General features: G+C 36.9%; 13 protein-coding genes. 12 read left to right on the top strand and 1 reads right to left on the bottom strand.

The genetic code is table 11. From position 1 onward, the window contains the following. Window positions 1-46 precede the first annotated feature (46 nt). Window positions 47-382 (bottom strand): hypothetical protein, encoded by a 336-nt coding sequence (locus IGI97_RS11380; RefSeq protein WP_002355597.1) that lies wholly within the window; start codon window positions 380-382, stop codon window positions 47-49. A gap of 297 nt (window positions 383-679) precedes the next feature. Here IGI97_RS11380 and IGI97_RS11375 point away from each other — a divergent pair, with 297 nt between their 5' ends. The 12 genes from IGI97_RS11375 to IGI97_RS11320 all read left to right on the top strand — a co-directional run bounded on the left by IGI97_RS11375 (window position 680) and on the right by IGI97_RS11320 (window position 13,040). Further along, window positions 680-2,071, top strand: coding sequence for an L-cystine transporter (locus IGI97_RS11375; RefSeq protein ID WP_002355598.1), 1,392 nt, complete (start codon window positions 680-682; stop codon window positions 2,069-2,071). A gap of 132 nt (window positions 2,072-2,203) precedes the next feature. Then, a complete protein-coding gene (locus IGI97_RS11370) occupies window positions 2,204-2,584 on the top strand; it encodes a VOC family protein (RefSeq protein ID WP_002363195.1) in 381 nt (126 codons plus the stop codon). A 152-nt stretch (window positions 2,585-2,736) separates the two neighbouring features. Next, window positions 2,737-3,903, top strand: coding sequence for a serine hydrolase domain-containing protein (locus IGI97_RS11365; RefSeq protein WP_002355600.1), 1,167 nt, complete (start codon window positions 2,737-2,739; stop codon window positions 3,901-3,903). Between the two features lie 98 nt (window positions 3,904-4,001). Next, on the top strand, window positions 4,002-4,712 hold the full coding sequence (locus tag IGI97_RS11360) for a DUF1003 domain-containing protein (RefSeq protein WP_002355601.1): 711 nt from the start codon (window positions 4,002-4,004) through the stop codon (window positions 4,710-4,712). 590 nt (window positions 4,713-5,302) lie between these two features. Beyond that, entirely contained in the window at window positions 5,303-6,253 is a 951-nt protein-coding gene (gene trhO, locus IGI97_RS11355) for an oxygen-dependent tRNA uridine(34) hydroxylase TrhO (RefSeq protein WP_002364795.1), read from the top strand. Between the two features lie 178 nt (window positions 6,254-6,431). Continuing rightward, on the top strand, window positions 6,432-6,815 hold the full coding sequence (locus IGI97_RS11350; RefSeq protein WP_002364792.1) for an LPXTG cell wall anchor domain-containing protein: 384 nt from the start codon (window positions 6,432-6,434) through the stop codon (window positions 6,813-6,815). Continuing rightward, window positions 6,815-7,546, top strand: a complete 732-nt coding sequence (locus IGI97_RS11345) for a WxL domain-containing protein (RefSeq protein ID WP_438738654.1) — start codon at window positions 6,815-6,817, stop codon at window positions 7,544-7,546. The genes IGI97_RS11350 and IGI97_RS11345 overlap by 1 nt, the downstream gene beginning before the upstream one ends. A 16-nt stretch (window positions 7,547-7,562) precedes the next feature. Next, window positions 7,563-8,342: a WxL domain-containing protein gene (locus tag IGI97_RS11340; RefSeq protein ID WP_002355607.1), complete on the top strand. Its 780-nt coding sequence runs from the start codon at window positions 7,563-7,565 to the stop codon at window positions 8,340-8,342. Between the two features lie 19 nt (window positions 8,343-8,361). Continuing rightward, window positions 8,362-10,461 (top strand): lectin-like domain-containing protein, encoded by a 2,100-nt coding sequence (locus IGI97_RS11335; protein ID WP_438738652.1) that lies wholly within the window; start codon window positions 8,362-8,364, stop codon window positions 10,459-10,461. Window positions 10,462-10,483: 22 nt separating this feature from the next. Next, entirely contained in the window at window positions 10,484-11,224 is a 741-nt protein-coding gene (locus IGI97_RS11330; protein ID WP_002355609.1) for a WxL domain-containing protein, read from the top strand. Window positions 11,225-11,299: 75 nt separating this feature from the next. Next, window positions 11,300-12,394 (top strand): DUF916 and DUF3324 domain-containing protein, encoded by a 1,095-nt coding sequence (locus tag IGI97_RS11325; RefSeq protein WP_002361272.1) that lies wholly within the window; start codon window positions 11,300-11,302, stop codon window positions 12,392-12,394. 196 nt (window positions 12,395-12,590) lie between these two features. After that, window positions 12,591-13,040, top strand: coding sequence for a hypothetical protein (locus IGI97_RS11320; RefSeq protein ID WP_010712024.1), 450 nt, complete (start codon window positions 12,591-12,593; stop codon window positions 13,038-13,040).

Raw genomic sequence — 13,040 nt, 5'->3', positions numbered from 1 at the left:
CCTTTAAAAACAGCGTTTATAACGGATTCCGTTACAAACGCTGTTTTTATTCTTGTGAAGATTTAGCAACCAAAGCTTTTTTAAACTGTTCATAATTTTTTGTAGCGATATCCACATAAGCAATCGGCTGACCAACTTTGGTGATTTTTTCGGGAAGATAGGGAGCGAGCATTTCATTGTACAAAATGAACGCAGCTTCTGGTACTTCCTCTGAAAGAACATCATAACTGATAAAGTCAATTTCATAGGTTGGTTGAAAAAAGGCTTTGATGTTTTGCTGCTCTTTGTTTGAAAAGAGCCAAGGACCTCCATTTGCAGGGCTCCCAACATACAACATTGCTCCATCACGGTTGACAGAAAGGATCCAACAAATTTTTTGCATACGCTTACACCTCCTAGAACTAAGTATACCACGTCAGCTTAAAAGAAAGAGGACAAAAAACAAATTATTTTTACAGTGACTAGTAAAACAACGCTTGGTGATAGTTTTAAACTATCACAACGGTTATTTTCTATCAAAAAGTAAGCAAATTATCCCACTATTTGCTATAAAATAAGGTACAATAGAACTATCACTGGAAACAGTTTGCTGTTTTCAGGGTATTTACTGGAGAGTGAGTACCGGGAACCTTTACTTCCTTTGATGTACTTGTCATTAAAAACATAGGGAGGAACTAAAATGACAACATTCATCACTGTATTAGTGATCCTTGCATTTATTGCTGTGTTATTCGGTTTCTACCAAATGCAAAAGAAACATTTAAAATTCTCAACACGTGTCTTTTCAGCATTGGGCGTGGGGATTGTTTTAGGTGCAATTATTCAATTTGCTTTTGGTACAGACAGTAAAATTACTACGCAATCAATGGAATGGATCGGGATTGTAGGTAATGGTTATGTAGCGTTTCTACAAATGCTCGTAATTCCGTTAGTATTTGTATCTATCGTAGGTGCATTTACAAAAATGAAAGAATCCAATAAATTAGGAAAAATTAGCTTTAATGTGTTAGCCACCTTACTAGGAACAACAGCAGTAGCTGCCTTGGTGGGGATTGGAACAACCTTAGCGTTTGGCCTTCAAGGGGCAAAATTCACGCAAGGTGCTGCAGAAACGTCAAGAATTGCCGAGTTAGCGACGCGTCAAGATGCGATTCAAGATTTGACGATTCCCCAACAAATCGTTTCATTCATTCCTAAAAATGTCTTTGCTGACTTTGCGGGCACACGACCAATGAGTACCATTGGGGTGGTAATCTTTGCTGCGTTTGTTGGTGTCGCTTATTTAGGCGTTCGTCGTAAAGCGCCAAAAGAAGCTGAATTTTTTGCAAATTTAATTGATAGTTTATATAAAATTACCATGCGAATTGTTACCTTAGTTTTACGCTTGACCCCTTATGGCGTGTTAGCGTTAATGATTAATGTTGTAGCAACAAGTGATTTTGTTGCGATTATTAACTTAGGTAAATTTGTGTTGGCATCGTATGTGGCCTTAATTATTGTTTTTGCCATTCACATGTTGATTTTAATTACTTTAAAAGTCAACCCAGTTACGTATCTAAAAAAAGTTTTTCCAGTCTTGAGCTTTGCTTTTACTTCTCGTTCAAGTGCAGGCGCTTTACCATTAAATATTGAAACACAAACCAAAGCATTAGGTGTCGATGATGCCACAGCAAACTTTGCTGGTAGTTTCGGTTTATCTATTGGACAAAATGGTTGTGCCGGCGTTTATCCAGCTATGTTAGCAACCATCGTTGCACCAACTGTTGGAATTGATGTCTTTAGTTTACAATTTATTTTAATGTTAGTAGCAGTTGTCACAATCAGTTCATTTGGCGTAGCCGGTGTCGGCGGCGGAGCAACCTTTGCTTCTCTAATCGTTTTAGGCGCAATGAACTTACCAGTTGCAATTGTTGGTTTAGTAATTTCAGTTGAACCACTTATTGACATGGCGCGGACAGCTGTTAACGTTAACGATAGTATGGTTGCAGGCGTGTTAACAAGTGCTCGTATTCATGAATTAGATCGTGATGTCTTAAATGATCGCGACGTTGTCTTAGATGCAAATATCTAAATCAATAAAACGAAAAGTGTTTGAGCAATGTCTTGCTCAAACACTTTTTTTGAATTTTAAGCGAAAGTGCAGTAATTATTTAAAAGAACGTATATAATAAGTTGTTAACTAAATTCAAAAGGACGTGAAGGAATGTTTTCAAACCAAGTAAAGATTATGTTATATGTGAATAATGTTGAGGAATCTAGTCAATTTTGGCAAACGTTTGGCTTTGTTGAAAAGGAAAGAGAGGAAGTTGACGGTACATTGGTGGTAGAAATTGCACCAAGTGAATCGGCAGAGACGATTATTGTTTTATATGATTTGGCCTTTATTCAAAAACATTCACCAGAAGTGGCGGGGAATACCCCTTCTCTAATGTTTGCTAGCGATGATATCATTGGTCTCTATAAAAAAATGCAAGAGGCTGGGGTTACTGTCGGTGAAATGGTTCAATTGCCAACAGGCTTAGTTTTTAATTTTGCAGATAACGATGATAATTACTTTGCTGTGATGGGGCAAGAAAGTAAATAAAAAACAGCTTGGCACCAGAATCAATCTAGATTCCGGTGCCAAGCTGTTTTTTATAAAAGTTGAAAGTTTTATAAATTTTACTGAAATCTGTAATTTTCATGAAAATATAGCGTATGATAATGCTGTTAATAGAATAGGCGGAGGTAAGCAGTATGCGTAAACGACATGCAAAGAAAAGACATGGAGGAGTGAATTGGCTTTTTATAGTATGTTTGTTGGTGGTGATTGGTGGTAGTGGTTATTTAATAAAAACGTTCTTTTTCACTAGAGATTCACAAGTTAGTCAAGAATCGAAAGTGGTCTTGGAAGAAGATCGCCGAAGTGATAATTATGCGAATTTAACGAAAGAAATAGTTGCACCAGATAGTGGCGAACTTGATCAAAAAATTCAAGAAACAAATTATATTGGTTCGGCTTTGATCATTAAAGATGATCAGGTTTTAGTAAATAAAGGATATGGCTTTGCCAATTTTGAAAAGCAACAAGCCAATACGCCAAACACAAGGTTTCAGATTGGCTCAATTCAAAAATCTTTTACCACAACCTTGATCTTAAAAGCGATTGAAGAAGGTAAACTTACATTAGATACAAAACTCGCTACGTTTTATCCGCAAATTCAAGGTGCTGAGGATATTACGATTAGCGATATGTTGAATATGACAAGCGGTTTAAAGTTATCAGCAATGCCTAATAATATCGTTACCGATGAAGAAATTATTCAATTTGTTAAACAAAATACCATTCAAGTCAATAAAGGAAAATACAATTATTCCCCAGTAAATTTTGTCCTTTTAGCAGGAATGTTAGAGAAAATGTATCAACGTACCTATCAAGAATTATTTAATAATCTTTATCACAAAACGGCTGGTTTAAAGAATTTTGGCTTCTATGAAACCTTATTGGAACAACCCAATAATTCAACAAGTTATAAATGGACAGAAGACAATTCGTATAATCAAGTGCTCTCAATTCCCGCAGCTAGTTTTGCCCATGAATTTGGAACTGGGAATGTGGATATGACGACAGGTGATTTGTATTGGTACTTACATCAATTAATGAGTGGACACTTAGTTTCCACCGCACTTTTGCAAAAATTATGGACGTCTTCTCAGCAAAGTTCTTATCATGGCGGCATCTATGTTCATGATAATTATTTACGCTTACACGGCGTTGAAGCGGGTCAACAAGCCCTGGTTTTATTTTCAAAAGATATGAAAACCGGGGTCATATTGCTAACTAATTGTGTGAATCCAGCGAAATACAAAGAATTAATTGGTTCGTTGTTCCATGATGTAACCAATTTAACTGTTAAATTTTAAAGCAGAAGCAACAACGATCACTCCAAGGCCTTTTTAGGTTTCTTCTGAGAGACTTTATATTAAAATAAAGGGAAGAACGATCAAAGGGAGTGACGAAGATGAAGCAATCAAAAAATAAACAAGTTGTTATTGGTGAATCAACGAAAAAAAACATTTATCTTCAAGATATAGAACAGGAAACGCAAGCTTTTATTCTCCAAAACAATCCACAATTGACAGCTGAATCGATGATTACATTGGCGGAGTTACTTAATTATCGTTTGGATTACATGAAACAATTGGTCGCAAATGATTCTGAAAAAATCCAACAACTGAATGAATTGGTGGTTCAACATATCAAAGAAGATAAGCTGATTTCCAATAATATGAATGAAAAGATGGAAAAGAAATTAACCTTTGGCCAACGAGCAGCGGATACCATTGCTAAATTTGGCGGTAGCTGGGTGTTTATTGGCTTCTTTTGCTTCGTGTTGATTGCTTGGATCGTGATTAACTCTACCACTTTATTGGGACAACCATTTGACAAATATCCTTATATTTTGCTAAATCTCGCCTTATCTTGTTTAGCAGCTATCCAAGCACCGATTATTATGATGAGTCAAAACAGACAAGAAGCCCGTGACAGAGAACAAGCGAATAATGATTATAAAATTAACTTAAAAGCAGAAGTAGAAATTAATTTATTACATGAGAAAATGGATTATATTATCAATAATCAACTAGAAAATTTGGTAAAAATCCAAAATATTCAAATTGAACTTTTAGGTGAATTGCAAGAACAACTCGCCGCGACTTCTGAAAAGGAGTAGTATATAGAAGAGGTCGGGACAGAACCGTTTAGCTCCGAGAACCAAGTAGGTACTGATTAACATCTATTTGCTTTGCAAATAGTGTTTCTCAGCAATAAGAAGAAATTTCCGAAAATTGTCATAAAACACAACGAGGAACGAGTTGATGTTGCATGATACCTACCCGGTGTTCTTTAATTTTTGGAGACCAAGTAGGTATTGTTCATCATCGAATCACTACGTTCTTCGTGATTCTCAACACTTGGAAGGATTAAGATACGCCGAACACTTGTGTGAGAAAGTCAATTTCGGCTTATTTCCGAAGGACCTTCACCAAGTAGGTACGATGATTTCATCTGTTCATGCTTCACAGTGAAACATCGTAACTCTTAGAGCTGTAGCTCTTTTAAAGGGTGTACTGTGACGAGACGCATGTCGAGAAAACACCTTAGAAGTTGTTGAGATCGGAGCAACGCGTAGTGTTGGTTCTGTTCCCGCCGTTTATCAGGCTTTTTTTATTGTGTGTAAATACACAAGCAAAATAATCGCTTTCCCTTTTTTATTCACCGTATAATGGGATAGAATGACTTTATACAAAAGGGGAAAACAAGATGAAATACCAAGTATTACTTTATTACAAATATACAACAATTGAAGATCCAGAAGCTTTTGCGAAAGAGCATCTAGCTTTTTGCAAATCATTAAATTTAAAAGGCCGTATTTTAGTAGCGACAGAAGGGATTAACGGAACGTTATCTGGTACTGTCGAAGAAACAGAAAAGTACATGGAAGCAATGCAAGCAGATGAGCGCTTTAAGGATACATTCTTTAAAATTGATCCAGCAGAAGAAATGGCGTTCCGCAAAATGTTTGTTCGCTCACGTTCTGAATTAGTGGCGTTGAACTTAGAAGAAGACGTTGATCCATTAGAAACGACGGGGAAATATTTGGAACCTGCAGAATTTAAAGAAGCCTTATTAGACGAAGACACTGTTGTAATCGATGCTCGTAACGATTATGAATATGATTTAGGTCATTTCCGTGGTGCCGTGCGCCCAGATATCCGTAGCTTCCGTGAGTTACCACAATGGATTCGCGAGAACAAAGAACAATTTATGGATAAAAAAATTGTTACCTATTGTACTGGCGGGATTCGCTGTGAAAAATTTTCTGGCTGGTTATTAAAAGAAGGATTTGAAGATGTTGCTCAATTGCATGGTGGTATCGCCAACTATGGAAAAAATCCAGAAACACGTGGCGAACTTTGGGATGGCAAAATGTATGTCTTTGATGACCGAATCAGTGTCGAAATTAATCACGTTGATAAAAAAGTTATTGGGAAAGACTGGTTTGATGGAACACCTTGCGAACGCTATATTAACTGTGCAAACCCAGAATGTAATCGTCAAATCTTAACTTCAGAAGAAAATGAACATAAACATTTAGGTGGCTGCTCATTAGAATGTAGCCAGCATCCTGCCAACCGTTATGTAAAAAAATATAATTTAACAGAAGCAGAAGTTGCTGAACGTTTAGCTTTGTTAGAAGCGGTTGAAGTATAAAAATAATAAAAAAATAAACAAAAAAACTTCGAAAATTATTTTTTGAAGTTTTTTTGTTTATTTTTTTGTCTTTAAAAGTGTTGATTTTAAAGCTTTCTTAGCTGAAACCATTTTATTTTTTAAAAGCGTCTGAAAAAAATAAAAAAATCTAATAAATATTTCTTTTATATAATGTTTATTGGCTGGGCCAGTCAATGTTGAAAATGGGGAAGGAGGAATTCAGATGAAAATCATAAAAAGGTTTAGTTTGGTATGTTTAGGGCTATTGATCATTGGGTTGCAAACAAAAAGCGTTATGGCTGAAGAAAATAATTATGAATCAAATGGTCAAGCGAGCTTCTATGGCACCTACGTTTATGAGAATGAAAAAGAGTCAAATGACATAGCGTATACCCAACAATCAGAAGAACAGGGAAGAAACAATTTAACTGCTTCTGGACAAGCAGTTTTACCTAAAACAGGCGAGTCTGAAAATCCACTGTATTCCTTGATAGGAGTTAGTTTGTTGGGGGTAGTCATTTATTTAATTAATAAAATGAAACGAGAGAAGGAGCTTATTTAATGAAAAAAAATGTTTTACTTACATCGGCAACCATACTTTTAGGCGTAGGGTTTCAAGCAATAAACGCATCAGCAGCAGAAACTTTTCCGAAAGAATACAATACGGAAGGCACAATTACTTTTGAAGCAGGCGATAACGAAATCACACCGCCAGTTGATCCAGAAAATCCCGATCCTACTGATCCAGTAGACCCAATTGATCCTCCAGGGCCAGGAACGGGTGGTGCTTTATCAATTGATTATGGGTCAAAATTTAAATTTGGCACACAAAAGATTTCTACGGCAGATCAAACGTATTATGCTGCGCCAGATGAAATGAAAGATGGTTCAAAAAAACCAACCTATGTACAAGTAACTGATAAAAGAGGAACGTTAGCAGGATGGAAACTAACGCTTTCCCAACCTGAACAATTTAAAACAGCTACTGGAGAGGAACTAGTCGGCGCTCAATTAACGTTTACAAAGGCAGAAGCTGCCTCAATGGTGGATGAAAAATATAAACCTACTGAAGTCAGTAGTACTATTTCCCTAACACCTGGTGTAAATAATAATCTAGCGATGAACGCTAAAAAAGAAACAGGTGTTGGGACTTGGGTTTATCGCTTTGGTTCAAATGAAGCAACAAATAAAGAAGCTGTCCAACTATTCGTTCCCGGAAAATCTGTAAAGCTTGCACAACAATATTCAACGAAGTTAGTTTGGGCATTAGAAGATACTCCCGCTAATAATTAAATAAAGGAGAAAAGCAATGAAAAAACAATTCACAGGAATCGTTCTATGCAGTACATTTGCAGTTGCTGGTTGGTCCTTACAAGCGAAGGCAGAGGAGCCAAAAGAGTATCGTTCGAATGGTTTAGTAGAATTTATTCCGAACGTAGATCCGACAGAGCCGGTTGATCCAGAAAATCCCGATCCAGAAAAGCCAGTCAAACCAATTGATCCGACAGACCCAGAAGGTCCCAATCCTGGTACCCAAGGACCGCTGTCTATTGATTATGCTTCAAGTTTTGACTTTGGGAAAAATCGTATTTCGAATAAAGACCAAGTATATTTTGCAAGAGCACAGCAATATCAAGAAAATCAAAAAGAAACACCAAATTTTGTGCAAATTTCTGATAATAGAGGAACCAATAGTGGTTGGTCTTTAACGGTTACGCAAAAGGAGCAATTTAAAGCAACAAAGGCGACTTTAAATAGTCAGTTGACAGGTGCGCAAATTTCTTTAGCTAACCCGACCGTTAATAGTAATGCGCAAAATGTTGTGAAACCAGAGGCAACAAATAAGATTGCCCTTGTTCCAGGAACCGCATCGCTAGTGGCAGCTGCGAAGCAAGGAACCGGTGCAGGAACCTGGGCTACTTATTGGGGCAAAGTAGAAGTTGTTGCAGAACGCGATGAAACCAATACGGTACACAATGTTAATGTTACAAAAGATGTTGCGCTATCAGTACCAGGGTCAACCCCTAAAGATGCCGTGAAATATCAAACAAAATTATTGTGGACGTTGACGGATGTACCAGGAATTTAAAAAGTAGAGGTGAAGAGAGATGCGAAACAAACAAAGCCTAGTCTTTTTGGCAAGTAGTTTATTCTTACTAATCCTTGCGCCTATTACTAGCGAAGCGATTAGTAATCCTTCGACAAATATCAACGAAGTCAATCGGGAAATAGTGGAGGAATCGGCCAATGATCAGGCAACTAGCGCTCCTTCTCACTCGGAAACATTAGAGCAAGAACCTTCCCTAGAAACGACAACAACAACCGATAATCATCCAGCAGAAACAGACCAATCAACGGCTACTTTAGAACCTAGCGAACAACAAAAGGATGACGGTACCAGTGCAACGGAATCGGTGATAGTTGAACCACAGCCGCGCATGTTGGCTGCGCCATACGCTACTTCATTGCCGGATGATCCTAACATCATTCCAATCGACAAGGTGTTTCAAGAGCCAATTGGAAATGCAACAAGTATTTTAGAAGGTGGGAAGTTATTACAACTAAACCCAGCTGTTAAATCACAAAAAGGCGCTATTTGGTCAAAAAAACCAATCAGTTTATTGTCGGATTTTACCTTTAAAAGTTATTTGTATTTAGGAAACGAGTATGCAAATGCTGGTGATGGTATGACCTTTACCTTAACGAATGATCCTAGAATGTCCACAACGCCTCAAGAAGTCATTGGTTCACCTGGGATGGGAATCGGTGCATACTCCACGAAAGCTGGTCAACCTTATGTTAGAAATGCCTTATCGATTGAGTTTGATACCTATAAAAATACTGGTAGTTCCAACCGAATGGACCGAGAAATTTCACAAGATAAGGGAAATGGACATTTAGCTTTTGTCACTCCGAAAGCTAATAACAACAACTATACAGGGGAGCATTCAGGCGTCACTGTTGCGCCAACCTATCTATCTAATGGAACCTGGCGCATGTTGACTGTTCATTGGAATGCCGCAACCAAAGCATTAACATATGATTTAGAAGGTGTGGGCACGAATACGTATGTAGTTTCAGATTTAAATGCACAATTTGGCGCAACAACGGTTTATTGGGGCTTTACATCATCCACAGGTGGCAAATACCAAGAGAATGCTTTAGCAATGACACAAATTCCTACCAACGTTACGTCACAAGCAGCCCTTAGCGTGAATGGTCAGGAATTTAGCTCAGCTGTTGAAGCAGTGAAAAATGATCAGGTGATACTACGGAATACGTTGAATATTGACAATGACTTTATCGAAGATCGTCAACCGCAAGTAAGCATTGACTTACCTGATGAATTAGCATATGAAGAAAATTCATTAATGATTGATGGTAAAAAGGTAGCAGCCAAAGATCTGACACAAACAGGGAATCACTTAACAATTGCTTTAAATGACTACCTAGTCTTAAAGAAGGACATGATGATTGAATTAAAAACAACCCTTCAAGATAATACGCCCGAAAAAGTTTTAACTATGAACTTTGACTATTATGAAGAAGGAACCTTACTGCAAAAGTCAAATAATGTAACGATTACTATTCCTAAACCAACAGAAAAAACAGTAACCGTTTTTTATAAAGACGCGGAAGGTAAAGATATTGCTCCACCTAAAAGTGTAACAGGGAAAATTGGTGCACCCTATCAAGAAAAACCCCTAGATATTTCTGGCTATGTTTTTACAAAAGACTCGGGCAATGCGGAAGGAACAATGACAGAGGAAACAAAAGATATTTATTTTTACTATCGTTTAGGGGAACTATATTTTAAAGAGACACCAAAACAGATTACTTTTGGTACGGAAAAGATACGTAATCAACCACTAATTAAACTTGGGCATCCCACCGAAGGACTCAAAGTCGTGGATGAACGTAACGCAAATAATTGGCGCCTGCAACTAAAGCAAACGCAACCGTTAACAAATGATTCAATTGTAATGCCAGATGTTTTTTCTTTCGTTTCAACTGCTGGAAGCTCTCAGATTACAAATGAGGCAATTACGCTTTTAGAAAGTAATCAGAAAGGTGAAACAGATTTAACAGCATTACTTGATGAATCAAAACAACAAGGAATTCAAATCAATGTTCCTGTAGCTTATCAAAGAGTTGGAACATTTAAAGCTCGTTTATCTTGGGCGTTAGAAGATGTGCCAGGAAATTAAAGAAAAGAATGGAGAAAAGAAAATGAAAAAAGTAACAACAGTATGTTTATCCACATTTATTTTAGGGAGCTTAGGTATGACTTCTCAAGCCTTTGCAGAAGATGGCGGTAGTTATACATCTAATGGTATCGTAGAATTTACACCAAGTGAAGAGCCAACTAATCCGGTTGACCCAACGGATCCAACTAATCCAGTTGATCCTATTGACCCAACAGATCCTGAAGGTCCTAATCCAGGAACAAACGGTCCGTTGTCAATTGATTATGCGTCAAGTCTAGACTTTGGTGTTCAAAAAATCACGTCGAAGGATCAGACTTATTTTGCTGCTACCCAAAAATACAAGACGGTAGGCGCAACCGATGAAGTCAAAGAAGGGCCTAACTATGTCCAAGTAACAGATAACCGTGGAACCGAAGCTGGCTGGTCATTAAAAGTGAAACAAGAAGGACAATTTAAATCAACTTCTGGTAAAGAATTGACTGGGGCAGCTATCACGTTTAAAAACGGAAATGTAGTGACTGCTTCAGATTCAGGCAAACCAACAGGCCCAGCCACAATCACGCTAAATTCAGATGGTAGTCAATCAGATGTAATGAGTGCAGCGAAAGGAAACGGTGCAGGAACTTATTTATTTGATTGGGGAACAGATGCAACTACAGCTGCTAAAAGTATTGAGTTAACTGTTCCAGGTTCTACAACCAAATACGCTGAAAAATACGCCACAAAATTAACATGGACGTTGACAGACGCTCCAGGAAATTAAACGAGTTTTAAAAAGAAGAATAGCGGGGAACATGGTTACCTGCTATTCACTACATATAGAAAAGGAGTAAATAATTTGAACAGAAAAAAACAACGATTTCTTTTTTTTCCGATACTACTAATTCTTTTAGCGTTAGTACCTAGCAATGGTTTTGCCAGTGAATTTAATTTCGCGGTTACGCCTATTCCATCAGAAAAACAAGTAGATAAAGAAAAAACTTACTTTGATTTATTACTAGCACCAAATGAAGAAACTGAGTTGAAAGTGAACTTGCGCAATGATACAGATAAAGAAGTAAAGGTAGGTATTTCCATCAATAGTGCCATTACCAATTCAAATGTAATCGTGGAGTATGGTGAAAATAAGGGGAAAAAAGATCAAAGTTTAGCGTTTGATATAAAAGACTACGTTCAATACCCTAGCTCAGTTCGTTTAAAACCGAAAAGTGAACAAACGGTTTCTATTAACGTCAAAATGCCTAATACCCCCTTTGATGGAGTGTTAGCTAGTGGTATCACTTTTAAAGAAGAAACGTCAGATGAAGGCAAACGTCAAGACGATAAGAGTCAGGGGTTATCCATTAAAAATGAATATTCGTATGTCGTTGCATTATTGATGCAACAAAACAAAAAAAAGGTTGAGCCGAATTTACTTTTGAAAAAAGTCTCACCAGGACAGATTAATGCTAGAAATGTGATTTTAGTCAATCTACAAAATGATCAAAAAACATATATTAACCAAGTTGCATTTTCGGCAGAGATTACCAAAAAGGGGCATGAAGAAGTTTTATATAAAGAGGAAAAAGCAAACATGCAAATTGCACCAAATACCAATTTTTCTGTTCCCATTGCGCTAAAAGGGCAACCGCTTAAGCCAGGAGATTACCATTTGTCTATGACCGTTGTTGGGAATAAAGATGCTGCAGGCTCATTTAAAAAATCAATAAACAATGAATCGATATCTTTTAGAAATCAATGGCAATTTGAAAAAGACTTTACAATTAATGGTGAAGTTGCCAAAGAATTAAATGAAAAAGATGTCACCTTAAAAGAAAATCATTCGAATTTATATTTGATGATTGGCTTACTACTATTATTGATAGTGATTTTAATCATTGCCTGGTTGATTTGGCGAAAAAAGAAACAGGAAAAAAACGAAAGAGAAATATAAAGAGTAGTTAATTTTTGATTATCGGCAACGTTTTTGTTTGTTTTTACTTATCAAACATGCAGTTTATTCGACAAACCTAACTCAAAAAAAGAAATAATAAGAAGGAGTATTGTTAAATATCGTCTGATACCACTTTACTAGTTATATTTTTTATTTTGTTATGTAGCTAAAGTATTTGGCAATATATGTGAGAAAAATGGATAAATACAAACATTTACTATTATGGAGTACATTGTTACTCTCGTTTTTTCAAGTAACCACTGTGCAAGCAGCAGAAGAACGGAATCCAATTTATAATCCGACCAATCCAACAGAAGAAATTTATCCGATTGAGAATACTGGCACACCAGAAAAAATGGAAGAAACAAATGAAAGTACTATGACTAGCGAAACGCAAACGGAAGAAAGTAGCGAAGACGTTAGTAAAAAAGAAGTGAAAACCAATAATCCAAAAACAAATGAAGAAAGGCCTTCTTCCAAGAAAAGTCAGCATCAAGTATTTTTCACGGATGAATTATTTGATGCTAGCCATATCACCATTGTACCAAATAGCACAGGCGGTGCTGGAACGGAGGGGCAAAACACTTTTTACTTGAATTTCATACGGGAATTAGTAGGAACGGCTATTTATGGGAGAAAGAATTGA

The sequence above is a fragment of the Enterococcus sp. DIV2419 genome, from assembly GCF_051711865.1.
GTDB classification, from domain to species: domain Bacteria; phylum Bacillota; class Bacilli; order Lactobacillales; family Enterococcaceae; genus Enterococcus; species Enterococcus faecalis.
The sequence above is the reverse complement of the archived record's forward strand: the minus strand, read 5'-3'. Positions and strand labels throughout refer to the sequence as shown.